Source organism: Acinetobacter sp. WU_MDCI_Abxd143, assembly GCF_025514195.1.
Lineage (GTDB): Bacteria > Pseudomonadota > Gammaproteobacteria > Pseudomonadales > Moraxellaceae > Acinetobacter > Acinetobacter pittii_H.
On sequence record NZ_JAHPTH010000001.1, the window covers coordinates 432,210 to 453,306 of the forward strand.

The window sequence follows — 21,097 nt, forward strand, 5'->3', positions numbered from 1 at the left end:
GCCCACCACTACTTTTATACTTACTGTGTCTTTAAATAGAAATTATACGTGACTGTACATAAGAGAGCTTCGATCTTTTAACAGTCAATGTCTAGCTAGAATCTTATTGTTTATATCTAAATCATAGTCAGCTCTTTGAAATTATTATCAAAAGTAACCTTTTAGAAAAAGTTTAAAATTCTTAAAAAAAACATAAACCATTTTATAAAATTTTGTTACTTTTTCGCTATAATGATTATAATTATCGTTTAGGATTTCGATACGTCAACATGGACCGCTCATCTGCTCTTTCACTCCCAAATTTTAAGTTCAAAGTTTCTACACTTAGCTATGCAATCGGAATTGCGTGTACTTATCTCGCACTTCCAGCACATGCTGAAGATACATCTACCAGTGCATTACCGACCATTACCATTAAGGCGCAAGGTAACTGGCTAGAAGAAGCAAATGCAGAAACTGTTCACAAACATGCTGGCGCTCGAACTATTGTTGACCGCAAACGTTTGGATGAAACAGCTGCAACTTCAATTCGAGAAGCATTAAAACAAATTCCTGGAGTTCAAGCTCAAGATAGCAGCGGAACAGGTGGTAGTGATGTTTCACTCAATATTGGTGTCCGTGGTCTAGCATCTCGTCTATCACCTCGTTCAACAGTTTTAGTTGACGGCGTTCCGCTTTCATTTGCACCTTATGGTCAGCCACAGTTATCTTTAGCACCTGTTTCAATTGGTAATATTGAATCAGTTGACGTTGTGCGTGGTGCGGGATCGGTACGTTTTGGACCTCAAAACGTAGGCGGAATTATTAACTTTGCGACTCGCTCAATTCCTCAAGATTTTAGTGGAACTGTTAGCCTAACTTCAGAATATGCTTCTGGTACTGACCAAGTAAAACTGAGCCCTAATCTATTTGTGGGTGGAACTTTAGATAATGGTTTAGGCCTTGCCCTGTTATATTCAGGGACTAAAGGAAACGGTTATCGAGAAGCAAATAACAAGATTGATATCGATGACGTAATGCTAAAGTCTGCTTATCAATTTAATGATAAAGACTCGGTTGCTTTAAATCTGCATCATTATGAAGGTCGCGGCGAAATGCCAGAGGGTTTAACTCAGGCTCAGTATGCTGAAAATCCTTATCAGTCTTCTGGGGAAAAAAACTATTTTGCAGGTCGTCGTACAGATGTCTCTTTACGTTATAACCATAAAGATGAAAAAAATAACTTCGAAGTTCTGAGTTACTACATCGACTCTTTCCGTACAAGTAATCTTGAAAGTACAATAGAGGGTGGACAAAAACGCCTCGACTCTTCTCCACGTGATTACAAGGTCTATGCGATTGAACCGCGTTACTCTCGCATTTATGAACTTGGTAATACTCAAAATGAAGTAACGGTTGGCTATCGCTACTTAAAAGAAGAAAGTTCTGAATTTGCTGGACGTACTGCTTCTTATGCAGCAGGTTCATCAGTGCCAGATTTCGCTCCACGTAGTAGCAGCGAAGGCGGTACTAAAGCACATGCGGTATATATCGACAACCGTATGGAACTCGGCCGTTGGACCATCACACCAGGCATACGTTTCGAATCAATTGAAACCCATAATAACTTCACAGGTTATAACAAAGGACAACCTAATACTGTTTATCCAAAAATTGATTCAGACGAATTTTTACCAAGTTTATCTGTGATGTACTCGGCAAATGAAAACTGGAATATATTTGCAAATGCAGGTGTATCTTTCGGTCCACAGCAATACAGTCAATTAGCTCGTCTTGAAGGAACAACCGCAACGGCTACAACCGAAGGCTTACATCCTGAAAAGTCGAATAACTATGAAATTGGAACCAAATATTTGGGCAATGGTTTAAATGCCGAATTTACCGTGTTCTATTTAGACTTTGATAAAGAGCTTTCATTGGTTCGTGATGCTAGTAATAACGGGATCTGGACAGACTTAGGGGCAACCAGCCATAAAGGTGTCGAAACGGGTATTAGCTATGATTTCGGCCAATTGTCTGATGCACTGGAAGGCTTAAAAGTATATGGAAATTATACTTTCACCAAAGCAGTGGCTGAAGCGGGTCAATTTAAAGATAAAGACCTACCGTTTTACTCACGTCATGTCGGTAATGTTGGGTTAGGTTACACAGTAGATAAATGGTCGTTAAATGCTGACATGTTTGCGCAGTCTAAGCAGCATTCACCAGATCTTCCAGATAGTAATGTCTATCAAACAGAAGAAACTGCTGATGGTAAATATGGAGATATTCCGGGTTACACTACTTTTGCGCTACGTACCTCTTATGACTTAAGTTCACAAGTTAAAGGTTTAAAAATCGCTGGTGGAATCAAAAATGTCTTTGATAAGCAATATTTTACTCGCTCAACAGACTCTACTGGCGGTAAGTATGTAGGACTTCCACGTACGTTCTATCTACAAACATCTTTTGATTTTTAAAGCTAAACCAAATTGAATAAAAAGCCCTCTTCGGAGGGCTTTTTCATAAGTTAAACACTAGAATATGGATCAATTTAAGCGAGCGTTGACATAAAATATTCTAATAATTTATCCCTTTCATCAGTACTATTCGCACTTAAAAGCTGGACCATTGCCCCATCAATCACAAACAAAAACATGTAGGCATCTTCAACTGTAGCGTTAACTTTTACAGTTAAAAGGAATTTATGAATTTCTTTAATGAACCAGTTCCGGTAGTCAATCACGATTTTATAGGCCGCTGGATAAAGCTTTTCAATTTCAAAAATGGCTTTAAATGGCAAACGATAAAAACCCTCTAAATTTGCATGTAAAAAGTAGATTTTCTTGAGTTTATCGAAGGCCATGAGTTCACGATACGAATGAATGATAGAAAACACCTCATGTTTTAATGCATCTGTTTGAAAAGTTAAGCTCATCTGAATAAGCCTTTCTTTGGAGTGAAAATAGTTATAAAAAGTGGCTTTGGGAATTTTGGCTTCTTCAATAATTCGATCGATCCCAATGTAAAACCCATGTTGAGTAAATAAATCTTTTGCCGCGTGGAGCACGCGTAATGCTCTAAATGATGCTTCTAAATTTGGCATTTTTATACCGTTTAAAATAATTTTTTGTTGTAAGTGAAAGAGATAGAAATTGCCGTCACTCTTAAAATGAGCGCTAAAAACAGGCATGCAAAAGTGGCACAAAAAAGGTGTGCTCGCCTATCTCAGGTTTATTGTTGCTATGATTTTTTAGTCGTAACGATTCTTAAGGTGCAAAAAACCTAGAGTCGATTAAACCGTTTTAAAGACTGTTTAAATGGAATGAATAAAAAGATTTTGGCAGAGGCCAATAAAGAAAAAATAGTACGCATAACGGCGGACTCCTAGATGAAATAGAAGTTCTACCAAATCACTGCTAAATGATTATGGTGGCAGAACGAAGAAGGGTTAGCAGACCAGTCATCTAGGAACCGGCACGCCCAAAGGCGTCCCTCCTCCGTCCTACCGCTACGAAGGGAGACGAACGAGTTCGACACCAAAAAATTGCTCTTTTGATGATCTAGATGAAAACGGTCTGCTAAAACCGACTGGCAATGTGGCCAGCAGGCAAAGGATAATCGGAGAGATTTTGGGTGTCAATGTGATATTGACTAGAAAACAGTTAAATAATTATTGTTTTTCATTCTCTTAACTTGATTTTATTTAATGCCACACATAAAGCTTTTTTGTCGGCTTCTTTAAGTTGTGGATGCTGAACAGGCCACATATAGCTACAGCCATGAGGCGCTTTGTTGTTATTTCTCTTAAGTTCAACGGCAATATTTTTTAAAAGTTCAGTATTTAAAGAACTAATTTTTAATCGTACTTCTGCTAAATCTTGTGGCTTCCAATTGCTTTCAGGACTCGATAACCAATCAGCCCGATAACGGTATTGAATGGCCTTGGCAACATTCATTTGGGTCACAATAAATGGCTTTACTGTTTCGCCATTTAAACCAAAAGATTCGGCTTCAGAAAGCGATTGATCCAGAACTTTCTTTTCTTGAGTTAAATCTTCAATAGGTAAATGCTGCTCTGCTTTATAACCTGCGACATCCTTCATATAAGATAAGCGTTCGTTAACTAAACGAGCAGTTTGAGTGTATTGTGAAGCTTGTGCGAGTGGAGGAAAACACATAAAAGCTGCCAAGGTCGACACTACTTGAACAGCTCGCTGAAAACCCTTTATATTCACCATTTAAAACCTACCGAAATTATTGTTATATCATCATTCCAGATCAGTACTGTATTTTAACAACATGTAAAAGTAAAACTTCAAGATAGGCTGAGTTCTTGGCTCCATGCCGAATCAGGTTGCTGATAGATGTGTTGGCATACTTGTTTGAGAGATGAGGTAAAGTGCTGATTTTGCCCCTCCCATTTTTCAACCATGCAATAAGCAACATGAATTCCTTTAGGCTGAAACTCTCTGGCTAATGACTGCGATAAAGCTCGAATGCTAGCAAACATGCTTTGGCTTAACACATCGTAATGGGTCGAGTGATTAGAGGGTGCGCCAAGAAAAATAAGGGTGCCCCGCTGTTGTTTAAGCATCGGCTTAATCACAGCTTGAGCAACACTTACTGCACTTAAACCTGTGGTCTGCCAACTGTGTTTAATCTCTTCTAAAGATAAAGCTTCGATATTGGGCGAAGATGAAAAACTCGGCTGAAATACACAGAGTTCAATGGTATGCCCATGTTTTGAAATATAACGCAATAAGCATTTTAAGTGATCTGCATTCACTAAATTTAAATGTACTGCTGTCACGCCATCATTTATAGAATGAATTTTTATCTTTTGCGCAGCTGAATCATGCACAACTTGATAAAGATGTAATGGAAAATGTGCGTTTTTATCTAGAATTACAAAATCACGCTCAATCAGTTGTAGGTCATGACCAGCCACTACAACACAGCCCTGCTTTTTTTGAAATTTTTGGAATATTTTTTTTAGCATTTTAATCTCTCAAAATTTTTCTTGATAAGGGCGTAAATCCAACTCATGTGTCCAGAGCTTCGGTGTTTGTTGGTAAAGCATCCAATAATTTTCTGCAATTGCATCAATATTAAGTCCGCCAGTGCCACGCGTAAGACGAGCTAACCGCCCCAGACCAAATAATGCTTTATTCACTCTATCGCCATCGACCATGCCATCAATAATCACATGAGCAATATGGATGCCTTGTGACTTATAGATTTGGGCTAGATTTAAGGCATAAGCTCTTAAGGCAGATTTTCCCATCGTAAAAGCTGCGAAAAAAGGTTTGCCGCGTAGAGATGCACTCGCACCTGTAAAAATAAGCGTACCGTGATTTTGATCTTTAAAAATTTTTAGACAGCTTTGAGAAACTAAATAGGCCGATAAAAAAGTGGATTGCCACATTTGAGTAAAAAACGACAATGGACTGCGTAAAAAGATCGAAGGAATATTCCCTCCCACATTATGAATTACAGCAGTAATGCGCTCATTTTGACTTGTAATGGTGTCAAATAGGGCTTGTACTTGGTGTATATCTTCTGCATCTAAACGAAACGCTACAGCATCTCCACCATTGGAATGGATTTGGGCAGCCACTGCTTCAATTTTCTGAAAAGTACGCCCAGCAACATAAACTTTTAAGCCTTCTTTGGCGAACAGACGACACACCGCTGCACCAATTCCTTGTGATGCCCCGACGCCAATAACAACCGCACAATCTTGTGTTTTATCTAGTGTTGCTGATGTCATAGACGTTTCATCCTGTTTGTTTTTTATACCATAATGCAATAAAAGGTCGATTCAAAATTTCTTTGCCAAACTTTTTACTGGTACGGATCACTTCACCGAGTTGAGCAACCACGGCAATATCTGCAATGGTTTGGCTGTTTCCAACTAACCATTCACTTTGTGATAAAACCTGCTCAATACGGTCGAGATGTCGTATAAATTCTTCTTCAACATTTTCAGCTTTCATACGTCCTAAGCCTTGAAAGAAAAGCTGCGTTTTTAACTCAGCTAAAATAAAACCTTTTACCATTGGCTTTTCATAGGCCGGACGACCAATACTGCTGATACTGATGGCTTCTTTTAGAGCTTCAGGGTCATTGACGCGTAAATAGACTTCATAAAAATAAAGAGATTCATCCGCCCAATCTTCCCAAAGTTCGGCAAGCGCTTTTTGATGTGGATCTTCGGGGTAAAGCCGAGGTGTGTCTGGAAAGGCTTCATCTAGATACCGAGCAATTCGAGTGCTGTCTTGAATCCTCTGACCGTTATGGTCAATGACAGGTACTTTACCTACCTTACTTAGCAGAGGAACTTTTGCTCCAAGAATACCGTTGTAGTTAACTGTGTCAAATGGAATTCCCTTGAATCTTAAAGCCCTTGAAATTTTTTGACAGAATGGAGAAATTTACCATTGATGCAAAATAATATTCGACATTTATTCACCTTTATTTTTAATTGCCTTTTATCTAGTTCTTTTTTAGAACTAATCAATAAATATACAGAATACTTTTTTAAGTCAAACTGTTTTTGATGACGAATAAGTTCCGAAAGCTAAGAATTATTTGATTTTTATTATTTATATCTTAACAATTTTTAAGCAATATACTTTGAATTATAGGGAGCTCTGCTATAAAAAGAGCTCCTCATATAAATTTGAAAGATTAATAAGTCACGGTAACAATAACGCTATCAGAATAGACTCCAGGTCTACTTGCGATGGCAGTGCCTTGCGGAATCTTTCCATACACTGTAGTCGTTTGAGCGCTTCCTGTTCCTGTTTTCGAGACTCCTCCTGCTCCCCCAACACTGGTTACACCACCTGTAGCGTCCCATACCGTACTATAGTTAGAATCTTTATATAGCTGATAGGGAATAAATTCATTATTACTATTAGTCATACGCCTAAAGCCCCCAGCTATACGGTTATTGCCATCGCCTAAATAAATGCTATATGGCGTTCCAAAATTACAGGTCGAATTTACGGCTCCTTGCGCTGTGTAATCACGCTTAGTCGTACTAATATCATTAATGTTTCCAAAATCTACAGTTGAGGTTGAGTTTAATTGGCACAGGCTTGGGACTACAAAGTTTGCTGTTAGTAATGTATCACCTGAATCCCAACCACCAAGTAAATCACCACATGACAAACCCAAAAGATCCATATCCCAATACAACCGAACCGAAGCCGTATATGTTCCTTTCGGATAAGCAAGAAGCGATCCCGTCCGGGCTGGAACTTTTATATTTACCGAGTAGCTCACAATATTATTTGATGCGACTGTTGCTACTGGGCCATACCACACATTGGAGGTTTGGTTGGTAGTGGAAGAGCCAGCCCCGCCTACAGTTGCAGTTACCGTATATGGTAAAGTCACACTATTATTCGCAGTGGTTGCCCCTGTAAATACGGTCTTCATACACATGAAATTAGAAATCTGGGGAAGTCCTAAATTTGTGCAAGTAATTGTGCCTGAAAGGTTTACGGTTGCATCATTATTAATATTTGCTGCTGTATAGGTAAAAGTACTATTTGTGGTACCACTTACCGTGCAAGCAGCTTGAGCTGGACTAAAAAATGCATAAACGAGATAAAATAAGCAAATGCCTATAAAGTATTTTAAAGACGAAGGGAAAAATTTATAGCTCTCTATTTGAGCCTTATTCATAATATTTAATGACATATATAAGGTCCCAATTTTTTAGTTGAGTACTGATTACTGTTATAAGTGAAGTCAACTTGGCAGGTGCCATGATCCATAAGATCGACTTCAAGTTTGTTTTGCTTTAATAAGTTTTGAATAAACACTTCACCGTCATAGCCAACAACCCCATCCTGCTGCCCATTAATTCGCACTGTATAACCTGGTAATAATGGTGAATTGTTTTGATCAACAAGTTTTACTAATCCTGAAATAACCTGATGAGCACCAAAGTCAACTAGGGTTCCTTGGCGATAGCCGACCACTGTTTTTTGATCTGTCGCTTTAACGCTCCAATTTAAAGGAAGATAAGACGGATCTAAATAAATATGGTTCTCTTGATACGGCATTAAGCTCGGAATTAGAAATCTTCCAGATTTATCCGTAAAACCTAAATTAACCCCACCATTTAAAATCTGGCTTTGCGGTCCGGCATTGGTGACAACTGCATAACCCTCTCCAATTTCATTGGCCGCAAATATACGTCCCGCTGCGGCAACCAGTGAACCTGTGGCTGAAAGTGCAACCTGATCGTTATCTCCAAATCGGTTATAGCGTCCTGTCAGATAAGCAGCACGGGCACGGTAAGAGGCATAGACCGATGCATTGTTTTCATGTGCATCCTGATCTCGCTCAACATAACCACCCCATCCAAATGAACCGATTTTGGGTTCCGATAAACCAAATATTTCTTGACGGTAGCTCAGTCTGCCACTCTCATTAGATACACTTGTGATCGCATTGAGTTTGTTAGACGGTGTATAGCGCAGCGCAAAGTAAACGCCATAGTCTTTGTTATTTTCATAATCTTTATAGGCAGAAGTATAAAAACCCCAGTTTTTATTAAGACTTCCGCTTAAGTTGGCAGAGAGTAATTTATAAGAGTTATCGCTATATTTGATCTGGTTATATCCCAGATAAGCCCCATAGCCTGCGTAAAAGTTGTAGTTAATCCCTGCCCTAAAAATCTCATCGGCCAGTGCACTGTAGCTCAGATAGTTTTGTGACTCGGCATTAATCTGGTTATCTTTTAAATATCTGACTTGAGACACACGGGCAAGATCAAAATAGTTATCAAATACTTTGCGGTAACTGGTGTTAAATGAAATATTTTTACTGATGCGCCCTTCTAAACCCAACAAGGCAGAATAGCCGTTTTCATCTTTATACTGACTCGCTGCAATGTCAGCATTAATCACTCCAAAACCAAACAGATTCTTGGCAAATCCTGTACCGAGATTCGACAGACCATCTGTTGAAGCTTCCACGCCCCCGCTTAAAGTCAGTGAATTGCTATAACCGTATCGGATCGCACCTGATGCAAAGGTGGCATCATCGTAATCATTTGAATAAAGCCCATAGTTATAACGAGGAACACCAACATCTACTGAAAACTCATTAATACCTTTTGCCAGAATCTTGGATGAAAAATAGTAAGGCTTTTTGGTAATGCTCTGCTGTCCCGTTGCATCGGTAGTCACTAACGTGACTTCGTTGCCTGAAATAAACGGGAGCTGTTTAATATCAAATGGACCAGATGGGACTAATCCTGAATAAATCTTTTGCTGGTTGACGTATAAATCCAAAGTTGAAGGAAGCGCAGCCGAACCGGAGAATTGCGGGAGTGCCGAGGTGACAATATCACCGCGCTGGGTGTAGGCACTCGACCACTGGAAACCGGCCATACGGACACTGCTCCCCCAATCCGGACTATTTGAAATAAAGTCGCCTAGGGTATATATCCTGATCTTTTCAGGGTCGACATATTGCCACTTACTCTCTAGGCGTACCCATTTTTCATGGCTATAACTATTTTCATTACTGCCGTTATATAAAACGCCTGAAGAGAAGTTACCAATCGCACTGTTAAAATTCCCCTCAGCCGAACCGGAAAAGGTATTTTCGTCATTGGTTATGCTGTTATACAAGCTATAGTTGAGAATAGCCGCGTTTAAGGGTTTCATCTTAAGCAAATGTGGGCTGGTAATCTGCTGGCCATTTAAGTCCACTGCATAGCCCGTCAACATGTTTGACGGAACTTGCAAATTTAGGGACTGCTCATTCTCTAGATATTTAAACTGAATTCCCTTTAGATCATTAATACACACCCATTGACTGTCAGGAGTCTGCTCATTCATTTTTATTCTTAAAGCTTTTAAGTCACGAGCACGGATATATAACTTGCCATCCTCAGACTGCCCTACTGCTACCAAGTCTTCAGCAGCATTTGTATTAATAGAAATATTTAAAAAAAGTTGAGTAAAGTTAAGATCTTGTTCCTGTCTATCACCCTTCGCTTGCGCATACTTATTATTGCTATTTATAGCATCTGGAACACGAGGAGTTATTGTGTTCGTATGATCTTGAAGTTGCTCAGCAAAAGAATATGCAGGAAGATATGCAACACATAAGACACCTATAATGTATTTCATATAAGCCTCTTAAAGTGTTGTTTTCTTACCATTAACTGTCAGAGATACACTGTATTTATGATTTGGCTGATATGTAAAATTCTGAATAGAATAATTTCGTGTCTGCTGTCCAAGAATATACCCATTCACGGTGTTTACTTGAATCGGATAACTTTTATTTGCGGTGGTATCAACAAGCGTTAAATTATTTAAAAGCGCATGTCGATTTCCAATATTGCTAATATTTAAAGAAGGAGATTTCTGATTAAGATCAATTTTCCAATTCAGTTTAGTAATCGCGTCTTTATCTACTACAAATACAGGCAATGACGAACGTAGTAATACATTTATTCCTTGAGCCGCTTTACGGCTATCCGCGGGTTTTGGTAACTCATCAATAATAATACGATAGGTTTTTTCACCAGTAATCGCTGCCGGATTAATTCTGACGACACGCAAATTATAAGAATCATTCGGTTTTAATTTTAAAAACGGCGGGCTAATCGCGATCTCTTCTGTCGGGATGAGTTGATCTTGCCCATCCTTTTGAGTCCATTCAAACACACGGATCTGTAAATCAGTACTTTCATTCGACTGGTTAAATAAACTAATCGAAGAAGCATTTTGATTACTTAAAATTTCAACATTCACAGGTGAAATTCGGATTGTAGCCGCACTCAAAGTGCTAGATAAAGATAAGAATAAACTCGTAAAAATAAAGATATTTTTTTTCATGACTGGCCCAAATAAATCTTTTAATGCATTAGCCCTTTTAAAGGGCTAACAATATTTCTTATTTATTAAAATTAATAAGTTACAGTTACTGTCACGGTATCTAAATAACTGCCAGCACTTGGTAAAGTCGTCCCAGCAGGAATACGACCATACACATTTACAGTTTGAACATTACCAGTCCCTGTCCCAGTGTAGGCAGTTGTTGCAATGCCGATTGCTGTTGCACGGCCTGTGTCAGAGAAAAGGTTGTAAGGAATGTATTCTGTAGTGGTTGCTCCGCCAATCATACGGCGCTGTGTTGATAAAACATTCTGACCACCATCAAATGATAAAGTCCATGGCACAGTGTTGTTACAAAGTACTCTGATGGGAGTACCACCTGTAGTTGTGGTATCTGCGTCTACATTGCTCGCAAGTGAACTTAATGTTCCAAAGTCTAAGACTGCATTTGAAGTTGTGCCTGTGGCTGAGGTATTTAGAACACAGCTATTTGTCACTGTCGCTCTAACAGTCAATGTTCCGGTTGCTGTAGCAGCATTTGCTGTATTGAGAGAAAATAATCCTGCAGCAATTGCTGATAAATAATAAAAGTCTTTTTCATGGTCTAAACCTTTTTACATTAAATTGTTGGAATTAATAGATGTAAAAAAATTAACCCTTACTATTACAATCTTTTTTAATTTGACTGCTCTTTTAAAGCTTATATTTTTTACCCTATTTTGGTCATAATACATAAAAAAAGTTAAACTGCATGACAGCATTTTTATTTAGAATTTCAATTAATAAAATACAATTACCCAAATTAACACCAAGTAACAATACAATAACATTCAAAAAATTAACCACCTGATTTTATTTAACTTAATAAAATCACCATAAAATTTGTTGGAAAATATTTAAATAAATATGTCAGTTTATTTAGCTTAATTTCCTATTACCCAAGACTATTTTTACAATCAATTATTCTATTTTTTAATTTATTATTCTAATAATTTGTTATTTTATCTCTTTACTTAAAGATATATTTTAAATAAATCATTAAATATTATAATTTACCTAGAAAAAAACTAAAAAACTCTAAAGCTAAGAAACACCAATAAAGCTAATTTTTGACTGCTATATTTCTATGTAGAAATATAAAAATAAAGGCCTCTTTAGAGACCTTTATTTAGTAAGTTTAAATAATTAAACGCTCAGCATGCTATTTAAAGTTTCAGAAACGTTTTTCGATTTCACTTTAGGTTGCAAGGCTTGTAAAGCTTGTTGAACTTGAGTTCGCTGTGGCTCTGCAAGCGTATACCAACGTGACAATACCTGTAATAGACGCGAACCTAAAATTGGGTTCTTTTCATCTAGATATTGTGCAAGGTTAATAAAATGAGCTACACCAAAGCCCCAAGTATTTTCTGGATTATTTGACAAGCCACCACTTACCGCACGAATACGATTTGGAGTTGTTAAATCATAGTCTGGATGTTGAGTAAGATACTCAATTGTTTCTGTAGTGGCATTTGGGTTTGCAGCTTGAATCATAAACCACTGATCTAAAGACAAGGCTTCATCTTTAAAGCGATCATAGAAATCAGCAAGTGCCTCTTGAGCTTGAGGTGCGTTTTGCCAAACCAATACACGTAGCGCACCTAAACGCTCCGACATATTGCCTGTGTTTTGGTACTGCACATGTGCCAATTCAAATGCAGTTTGATCGCCCTGACGCGCCATCATCATGAGCATGATATTCTTTAATGCACGTACACCCATCGCTAAAGAAAATTCTTTTTGCAAGTCTGGGTCAAGCGTGAGGTAAGTATCTTTCCAGAATGAACCTAACTCTTGAGCTAATCGATTAAGTAAGGCTTCACGTTTGACGTGAATATCGGCTGGTGCGTAGTCCTGATCGATACGGCTACCTAAATAACCTTCGCTTGGTACATCAAATAAACGCGAAGCTAAAAGCGGGTCACGACTCACTAACTCAGGTAACGTACTTTGAATAGCTTGAATGTACGCATCTGCAGAATGGTCTTCTAACAAAATACGTTCAAGCAAGGTTTGTGTTGCTTGCCACTGGTTAAAACCATTTGTTTCGTGCTGAATTAAGAATGCTAATTCTTCATCAGTATAATCAAACACAAGATTTACAGGAGCCGAGAAATTACGCAGTAGCGACACAACGGGTTGCTCAGTCACCCCTGTAAATTCAATAGTTGCCTCATCTTGGTCAAACAAATACACGCCATCTTTAACATCATTTACGAATAAGCTGTCACTGTGCAATGTATATTGTTCACCTGTTTTAGCGTTAAAAAGCGCTAAAGCAACAGGAATTGGAACAGCTTTTAAATTTGGATATTTAGGATGTGCTTTTAGGCTTTGTTTAAAGCTTAAACGGTAAGTTTGTGTCGCTGCATCGTACTCACCTTTTGCTTCAAGCTTTGGTGTACCCGGTTGGTTGTACCAAGTTAAGAATGCAGATAAATCGACACCGGAACCCGCTGATAATGCAGCAACCCAATCTTCTACAGTCACGGCTTGGCCATCATGACGGCGGAAATATTCATCCGTACCCTTACGGTATTTTTCTTTACCCAACAAAGTCGACATCATGCGGTTAATTTCCGCACCTTTTTCATAGACTGTCGCTGTATAGAAGTTATTAATTTCGACAAAATGGTCTGGACGCGGTGGATGCGACAATGGACCCGCATCTTCAGGGAATTGATGCGATTTAAGTACAGCGACGTCATCAATACGTTGAACCGCAGCAGATTGTAAATCTTCAGAGAAAGACTGGTCACGGAATACCGTTAAGCCTTCTTTTAAGCACAACTGGAACCAGTCACGGCAAGTAATACGGTTCCCTGTCCAGTTATGGAAATATTCATGGGCAATCACAGACTGCACACGCATAATCGCTGCGTCAGTTGTGTATTCTTCATCGGCAAGTACGCATGAAGTATTAAAGATGTTTAAACCTTTATTTTCCATAGCACCCATGTTGAACTGGCTCACTGCAACAATCATATAGTTGTCGAGGTCATACGCACGGCCGTAGTGTTCTTCATCCCAACGCATAGAATGCTTTAATGCTTCCATCGCGATATGGCATTTTGGAATGTCTTTCTCAATAGCATAGATTTCTAAAGCAACATCACGCCCTTCCGAAGTCGTATAACGATCTTTAAGAACAGCTAAATCACCAATGACACAAGCAAACAAATAGCTTGGTTTTTTAGTCGGGTCTTGCCAGATCGCAAAGTGGCGGTTTTCACCAACTTCACCAGTTTCAAGCAAATTACCATTGGCAAGTAATACTGGATATTTTTTGTCTGCTTCTACACGGGTAGTAAAAACTGAAAGTACATCTGGACGGTCTGGATAGAATGTGATTTTACGGAAACCTTCAGGCTCATTTTGCGTAACAAATAACTCATCTGCTTTATATAAACCTTCAAGCTGAGTATTGGTTTCAGGGTGAATAATGACTTGAGTCTGTAAAATGACTTCATCTGGTGCATCAGTGATCACCAGTTGCTCACTATCGAGTGAATATTGTGCAGGAGTGAGAACTTGACCATTGAGCTGGATAGATTGCAACTCAAGATCACGGCCCAATAATACCAAGTCTCCAGCAGTTTGGCGCTTCATCACCAATGTTGAATCAACAATTGTTTTATCGTCATAAACTTGAATATCAAGATTAATGGATTCAACCAAGAACGAAGGTTTTTGATAATCTTTTAAATAAACTGTTTGATCTGCCTGAACCGGAGGCTGCGCCGCAATATTCATCTTTATTCCTTATATACTTTTCGGAAACCGTAGTACGAATTGTTATGAGTTGACCATATTCAATCATACATACTGTGTTTACTTACCTTTATAAAATTAATGGGACTTCATTTATACATTTCAAATTAGAATCGTCTTTTATTAGCACAGATTAGACCAAATTTACGATAATCGTTGCTTATATAATCAATCTATACAATAAAAATAAAACCACTTCAGCTTTTAACATTTTTTAGAGTCAGCTTACATTTTGGGCATGGTTCTTGCCTTCACTAATACACCAATATGAATATTTCAATGAGACAAGAGGTGTCAGTATGGAATTAAAAGCACATTTTCATCGCTTAGAAAATATTAAAGCGATTCATGATCTAGACGCGGCAGGAATTGATCACCATGTGATTGCAGTTTTTCTATCTGCCGAGGGCGTTTCAATGACTGTTCAAGAGGTAACCACAATCATCAATACTTACGATGCTTTAGGTAAAGTCAAATTACCAAGTAAAAAAGTACAGGCACTTATCAATGCCAAAAAACTTGGACAACATGATGAGAGCTTGCCGTGCCCTGTTTAATTAAACTTCGAATTATAAGAAAGACCTAAAATCTAAACGTAGATTTTAGGTCTTTCTATTTTTGCAGCAATCAAAAAGACAATCTCAGCTATCAGCAATGCGGCTGTGTATAATAGCTCTACCCTGACTAATTTATGCATTCGGAGCGAAATGGCCTTACAAATTCTACAGAAACAGCTAGATGAAAGTAGCCATTGTCCTCTCTGCCAAGCTTCGATGTACTGGGTAGATGCCGAGCAATTTGAACAAGACATTCAATTTCATGAATGCAGTCATTGTCAGCACCGTATATTTAAAGATGAAAAAATGACGTGCCACTGTGAAACCTGTACTAAACAACGTAAAAAGCTATTACAGCAAACACGCTTACAAGAACAACGCCAATTTAAGTCAAAAGATCAGCCACAGCGAAGTCTGGAACAACTGAGTTTTTTACATAAATTATTTTTACTTAGTGTACTTGATGACTATGCCCGTGATGATGTTGCTCATGATGAATACATTCACTGGGACCAAATTAAATATCACTCTATTACCCCGAACTGGATTTTTCAAAACTATCTGATTAAGCAACTCCATAAAGATGGAATTTTAAACGCCCAAGATCAAGCTGATGAACCTCAGTGCTTTTATTTAAACATTCGCTTGGACGGTTATAGTGACCCAAGTTTATTTAGTGTAGCTCAGCAACTACGCCACTGGTTTTATGAAAATTTAAGTCTTGGTATTCCGTTTCGTAGTGCCGATGAAGTAAAAGACGTACTTTTTCAGGTGCTCTATCAAGAGATTATTCAGTTTATGCAGTTCTATTGCCGAACTTGGGGCATTCAAATTGCAGGAAGCTCTAATTTCCAAACTTTTTGCTATCGCTTAATGGATTCATTAGCAATTGGGCAGATTTATTATTTAATTCAAACCGCACTCGAGTATCTTTATAAACAGAAAGCCCTACAGCCGCGTAATGAAAAATTTATTAACACCAATTTGTTGAAGAAAACCTTAGAGCAATATCGCGAGAGAGCCTTAGCTGAAAAGTGGGAAACCTCAATGTTGTCTCGTCCTCACAATATTCCCTACAGTAAAATGAGTTATATTTTACTTAACCGCTTCTTAGGTTACGACGAACAAATCTTTGTACAACCTGTCTGGAAAGCATGGCGAAAAATTGAACCTCGATTAAACTTTTATTCAGTTAAACGTTGTATGCATTGTGGTTCAAACGATTTAAGTGTTGATTATGATGCGGCAGATTATGTTTCTTTAATTTGCCAAAGATGTAAGCATCAAGATCATTATTTTACTCACTAAATCTACAATTACTTTGGCTTAATAAGGATAATAACATGACATCAGCATCGACTTTGATTGAGCAGGTAATTGACGCTTGGCAAAACATGCAGGCAAAGACGCCTCTTGTGCAATGCATTACCAATAGTGTTGCGGCCAACTATACAGCCAATGTCTTACTTGCTTCTGGTGCTTCACCTGCCATGATTGATAATCCTTATGAAGCCGAAAGTTTTACCAAGATTTCATCGGCTTTAAGTATCAATTTAGGCACCCCGACTTCAGAGCAAATGCAGGCCATGCAAATCTCTGCAAAAACAGCACAGCTTAATAACATTCCATGGGTGCTTGATCCAGTCGGCTATGGACCAATTTTAGCTTGGCGTAGTCAAATGACAGACGAGCTTTTACAGTTCAAGCCAAGCGTTATTCGTGGTAATGCCTCAGAAATTAGTACGCTTGCAGGTAACCAAGTTCAATCTAAAGGTGTGGATAGTACTTTAAGCAGTGATCAGGCCTATCAACAAGCCTATGCACTATTAGCACATGCGGACTGTATCGCTATTTCAGGTGAGTCAGATTATATTTTATCTAAAGAATTAGACACCGTTATTCAAGTAAACGGCGGAAGCCCTTTACAGCCCAAAATCACAGCAACAGGCTGCGCTTTAGGTGCGTTAATCGCAGCATATAGCGCTGTGACGACGCCAACAATTGCTGCTCTTTCAGCTCATGTTCATTTTGCGATTGCGGGTAAACTTGCTGCAAATCAAGCGCAAACTATGGGAAGTTTTAGCACCATCTTTATGGATTACATCCACATGCTAGATGACAACTTGATTGAGCAATATGCAGATATTAAGCTTTTAGAGATACTGGCATAATCTAGGTTATGCCTGTATCACGCTAGACTAACTTTAAAAGTAAGTAGATGTCTGTTCATTCGATAGCACTACTTTTACATAGTGCTAATCGCTATTCTTGATCGAAATTGCGCTTTTTAGTGTTATACAACTTGTTTGAAATAATCTTCTCTTGGCATATCGACAAGCTCAACGCACAACTGAATTTCTTTATTAAACTCTGGGTGTAGATATTTTTTGTTGCTGAGTGCCGCTAATAACTGCTCACCCATAAGCTGTTTTTGTTCGGCCGTTCTTCCTGACAAAATGTAGGCTTTTACATGAATATAGGCTTGATCAGCCCCTAAGCCAATGAGGAAAACGTCATCTTTACGCGCACGGCTTTTAATGTCTTCTGGACTAAATAGCTCTGTCTCAATCAGTGTGGTATTAATTTCTTCAAGTAATTGTTTTGCGTTCAATCCAGTTAAGTTTTCTGAATAATCAACTACAACGTGCGGCATAGCCACCTCAATTTATGTAATAAGTCATTAAGCTAATTAAACTTTACTCAATAAATAATAAAGCTAATCGCACCTGATCATATCCCATTCGAGGACTGGTTGCTTCAACAATTGGTCTTAGTTTGATCGAACCATCATCAGAAAAATGATCTGGATTTTGGCGCTTTTTCAGCTTCTTATAAATTTTACGAATTTCTTCGACCACCTCTTCACCCGGATGGGCAACCGAAATATCTAACTTTTGCTCTTTATGCAGTCGAGCCAAGTGATTAATAATTGTCGCTGGGGTTAAACCACGTTCATGCGCGATGTCTTCAATTTCATAACCTTCTTCAAATAAGACACGCGTCTCGTCTAAAGTTGCCGTAGCATAATTTTGCTTGCCACCTTTTGCGAGTTTCTTCTCATTACGAGAGATCTCGGTTTCATTTAAGGTACCGCCACAATGACGAATAAATGCTTTATGCTGAGCCGTTAAATCTACATCTGCAAAGTTATCTTCGGCTTCTTTTGAAAGCTCTTTGAAACGACGATCGGCTTTGACAGCTAAACTGTCTAACTCTAAAGCTTGCTCGTTGATACCTAATAATTTTAGACCAGTTAAAGATTTTAAGCGCGACAATGCAACATAACCCTGACCTTTCTCGAAGGTATTCATTAGGTTAATTTCAGCGGCTTCTAAAGTCATCCCTTGGCTTTTATGAATAGTAATCGCCCACGCTAAACGAAGTGGAATTTGCTGAAAACTTGCAATCACTTTGCCTGCTTCATTTTCAACGGACCAAGTTTCAGGGGCAACCAGCAAAGTCGTGCCATCGGTTAGTTTGACCTTTGGTAGTAAGCCATTTTCGTCATCTTCCTCAAAGCCGATGACTTCACCCAAGCTTCCATTGATATAGCCCATATCAAAGTTATTTTTTACAAACATCACTTTGGCATGCTTTTTAAGCGTTAACTCTTCTGGCGCACGAACCGAAGATTTTAAAGTTTCTAATAATTTTTCATTACCATCTAAAACCGCATTGAATTGATGCCCTTCATTATCAATTTCATTTAGGTGCTGATAATTGATATTGTCGACATCCATATTGTGCGTATAAAGACGAGTAAAGGTCTCACCAATATCATGTGCTCGTGATTGACGCAGTGCTTGCAAATGATCGGGTTGAATATTTTGCGCGCGAATAGCGTTTAAAATCTGATTCAGAATTTCATCATCTTGACGGTGTTGCTCTGTTAAATAACATACACGGAATTTGGCTTCGACCCATGCATCTGACATAAAGCAGAACTTGTCACGATTGGCTTCACCATTACGTCCTACAGGCGGCAACTGGAAGAAATCTCCAGCTACAATGACTTGAATACCACCGAATGCTTCGTCGCTTTCTTTAAAATATTTTAGGACTTGATTGACCAGATTGAGCTGCTTCGCATGTAGCATCGAGATTTCATCAATTACAAGAACTTGCGCATTTTCAAGGTGTTCCTTGAGATATTTACGCTCTTTCATTCGTTTTAGATCGTCGTCAGTTAACAGATCTTTAATGCCAATGCCAGCCCATGTATGAATGGTCATACCGTTCATATGTGTTGCTGCAATACCTGTAGATGCCGTAATTGCCACAGGCACTTTACGTGCTTTTAGATATTGGATGTACTGATTAAGTGTATAGGTTTTCCCTGCACCAGCCGAACCGGTTAAAAAGACATTTTCACCTGCTTTAAGCAGTTTAAGCGCAGTTTCCTGTTTCATAATCTCATATGTACATCTTCAACAGCCCATAGCTTAACGATTTTCCCGAAAAAATTAAATGAATGTGCCAAACTTTCTAAAAATTAGATATAAATCAATAGTTAAAAACAAAATAATATTTGGTAGGTTTTTGGTAGGTAGGAAAATAAACTTCACATCACAATACTAAGGCCATGGTGAGGCTCACCTGTAATAACAAACAATGGATTTATGGAAGAAGGAATCACTCCATGGCTTTTAAAAATATTGCAGATCAAACAAACGGTTTTTATATTCCTTGTGTATCACTCTTTGGACCAGGATGCGCCAAAGAAATTGGTACAAAGGCACAAAATTTAGGTGCAAAAAAAGCATTAATTGTGACTGATGAAGGCTTATTTAAATTTGGTGTCGCAGATCTTATCGCAAACTATTTAACTGAAGCAGGCGTTGCGAGCCATATTTTCCCGGGTGCTGAACCTAACCCAACCGATATTAATGTTCATAATGGCGTAAATGCCTATAACGAAAATGGCTGTGACTTTATTGTCTCTCTAGGTGGCGGTTCATCTCATGACTGTGCAAAAGGGATTGGCTTAGTTACTGCAGGTGGCGGTCATATTCGTGACTACGAAGGCATCGATAAAAGTAAAGTCCCAATGACACCACTCATTGCAGTGAATACAACGGCTGGTACTGCATCGGAAATGACTCGTTTCTGTATTATTACCAATACCGATACTCACGTAAAAATGGCGATTGTTGACTGGCGTTGTACCCCACTTATTGCCATTGATGACCCGAAACTTATGATTGCAAAACCGGCAGGTTTAACGGCTGCAACAGGTATGGATGCTCTAACTCATGCAGTTGAAGCATATGTTTCTACGGCGGCAAACCCAATTACTGATGCGTGTGCAGAAAAAGCGATTACGATGATTAGCCAGTGGTTACAACCTGCTGTAGCAAATGGTGAAAACATCGAAGCACGTGATGCGATGAGCTATGCACAATATTTGGCTGGGATGGCATTTAACAACGCATCTTTAGGGTATGTTCACGCAATGGCGCACCAGTTAGGCGGTTTCTACAACCTACCTCACGGTGTATGTAACGCAATCTTGTTACCACACGTTTGTGAATTTAACTTAATTGCTTGCCCAGATCGTTACGCAAAAATCGCAGAGTTAATGGGTGTAAATACTCAAGGGCTGACTCTAACAGAAGCTGCGTATGCTGCAATTGATGCCATTCGCAAACTGTCTTCATCGATTGGTATCCCATCTGGTTTAACGGAGCTTGGGGTGAAAACTGAAGACCTTGCGGTGATGGCCGATAACGCTCAAAAAGATGCATGTATGCTCACCAATCCTCGTAAAGCAAACCATGCACAAGTTGTGGAGATTTTTAAAGCAGCACTTTAATACTGATGTAATGGCATATCCCTCTAGTAAGTCAAATCCCTCCGACCGTTGACTTACTTTTT

Annotated in this window: 17 protein-coding genes; 5 read left to right on the plus strand and 12 right to left on the minus strand. The window is 38.7% G+C overall.

Features of this window, described 5'->3' with window-relative positions; translation table 11 throughout:
* Positions 1 to 269: 269 nt before the first annotated feature.
* Entirely contained in the window at positions 270 to 2,459 is a 2,190-nt protein-coding gene (locus KTI79_RS02040; protein WP_032054057.1) for a TonB-dependent receptor family protein, read from the plus strand.
* 74 nt (positions 2,460 to 2,533) lie between these two features.
* On the opposite strand, the gene KTI79_RS02045 is transcribed toward KTI79_RS02040, so the two are convergent.
* From KTI79_RS02045 to pepN, 10 genes are all read right to left on the minus strand, one after another.
* Positions 2,534 to 3,085, minus strand: a complete 552-nt coding sequence (locus tag KTI79_RS02045) for a TetR/AcrR family transcriptional regulator (protein WP_032054058.1) — start codon at positions 3,083 to 3,085, stop codon at positions 2,534 to 2,536.
* Between the two features lie 577 nt (positions 3,086 to 3,662).
* Positions 3,663 to 4,220 (minus strand): chorismate mutase, encoded by a 558-nt coding sequence (locus tag KTI79_RS02050; protein ID WP_032054059.1) that lies wholly within the window; start codon positions 4,218 to 4,220, stop codon positions 3,663 to 3,665.
* 77 nt (positions 4,221 to 4,297) lie between these two features.
* On the minus strand, positions 4,298 to 4,981 hold the full coding sequence (locus KTI79_RS02055; RefSeq protein WP_032054060.1) for an SDR family NAD(P)-dependent oxidoreductase: 684 nt from the start codon (positions 4,979 to 4,981) through the stop codon (positions 4,298 to 4,300).
* Positions 4,982 to 4,990: 9 nt separating this feature from the next.
* Positions 4,991 to 5,752 carry an SDR family NAD(P)-dependent oxidoreductase gene (locus KTI79_RS02060; protein WP_032054061.1) on the minus strand — a complete coding sequence of 254 codons (762 nt, stop codon included), beginning with the start codon at positions 5,750 to 5,752 and terminating at the stop codon, positions 4,991 to 4,993.
* A gap of 7 nt (positions 5,753 to 5,759) precedes the next feature.
* The gene (locus tag KTI79_RS02065; protein ID WP_228132446.1) at positions 5,760 to 6,416 is read right to left on the minus strand and encodes a glutathione S-transferase family protein; all 657 of its coding nucleotides are present in this window, start codon (positions 6,414 to 6,416) and stop codon (positions 5,760 to 5,762) included.
* 256 nt (positions 6,417 to 6,672) lie between these two features.
* Positions 6,673 to 7,692, minus strand: coding sequence for a spore coat U domain-containing protein (locus KTI79_RS02070; protein ID WP_032054062.1), 1,020 nt, complete (start codon positions 7,690 to 7,692; stop codon positions 6,673 to 6,675).
* Entirely contained in the window at positions 7,683 to 10,142 is a 2,460-nt protein-coding gene (locus KTI79_RS02075; protein ID WP_032054063.1) for a fimbria/pilus outer membrane usher protein, read from the minus strand. The genes KTI79_RS02070 and KTI79_RS02075 overlap by 10 nt, the downstream gene beginning before the upstream one ends.
* 9 nt (positions 10,143 to 10,151) lie before the next feature.
* Entirely contained in the window at positions 10,152 to 10,856 is a 705-nt protein-coding gene (locus KTI79_RS02080; RefSeq protein WP_032054064.1) for a molecular chaperone, read from the minus strand.
* 71 nt (positions 10,857 to 10,927) lie between these two features.
* Complete coding sequence (locus KTI79_RS02085) at positions 10,928 to 11,428, minus strand: spore coat U domain-containing protein (protein WP_032054065.1); 501 nt, start codon at positions 11,426 to 11,428, stop codon at positions 10,928 to 10,930.
* Between the two features lie 613 nt (positions 11,429 to 12,041).
* Positions 12,042 to 14,648 (minus strand): aminopeptidase N, encoded by a 2,607-nt coding sequence (gene pepN / locus KTI79_RS02090; RefSeq protein ID WP_032054066.1) that lies wholly within the window; start codon positions 14,646 to 14,648, stop codon positions 12,042 to 12,044.
* 317 nt (positions 14,649 to 14,965) lie between these two features.
* Between pepN and KTI79_RS02095 the strand changes: the two genes are divergently transcribed.
* From KTI79_RS02095 to thiM, 3 genes are all read left to right on the plus strand, one after another.
* Positions 14,966 to 15,223 carry a hypothetical protein gene (locus tag KTI79_RS02095; RefSeq protein ID WP_032054067.1) on the plus strand — a complete coding sequence of 86 codons (258 nt, stop codon included), beginning with the start codon at positions 14,966 to 14,968 and terminating at the stop codon, positions 15,221 to 15,223.
* A gap of 150 nt (positions 15,224 to 15,373) precedes the next feature.
* Complete coding sequence (locus KTI79_RS02100) at positions 15,374 to 16,531, plus strand: hypothetical protein (RefSeq protein WP_032054068.1); 1,158 nt, start codon at positions 15,374 to 15,376, stop codon at positions 16,529 to 16,531.
* 35 nt (positions 16,532 to 16,566) lie between these two features.
* Positions 16,567 to 17,394 carry a hydroxyethylthiazole kinase gene (gene thiM, locus KTI79_RS02105; protein WP_086376113.1) on the plus strand — a complete coding sequence of 276 codons (828 nt, stop codon included), beginning with the start codon at positions 16,567 to 16,569 and terminating at the stop codon, positions 17,392 to 17,394.
* 122 nt (positions 17,395 to 17,516) lie between these two features.
* On the opposite strand, the gene KTI79_RS02110 is transcribed toward thiM, so the two are convergent.
* Together KTI79_RS02110 and KTI79_RS02115 are read right to left on the minus strand one after the other, a co-directional pair.
* Complete coding sequence (locus tag KTI79_RS02110) at positions 17,517 to 17,876, minus strand: 5-carboxymethyl-2-hydroxymuconate Delta-isomerase (protein WP_032054070.1); 360 nt, start codon at positions 17,874 to 17,876, stop codon at positions 17,517 to 17,519.
* Between the two features lie 43 nt (positions 17,877 to 17,919).
* Positions 17,920 to 19,632: an AAA family ATPase gene (locus KTI79_RS02115; protein WP_032054071.1), complete on the minus strand. Its 1,713-nt coding sequence runs from the start codon at positions 19,630 to 19,632 to the stop codon at positions 17,920 to 17,922.
* A gap of 230 nt (positions 19,633 to 19,862) precedes the next feature.
* Between KTI79_RS02115 and KTI79_RS02120 the strand changes: the two genes are divergently transcribed.
* Entirely contained in the window at positions 19,863 to 21,035 is a 1,173-nt protein-coding gene (locus tag KTI79_RS02120) for an iron-containing alcohol dehydrogenase (RefSeq protein WP_032054072.1), read from the plus strand.
* Positions 21,036 to 21,097 lie beyond the last annotated feature (62 nt).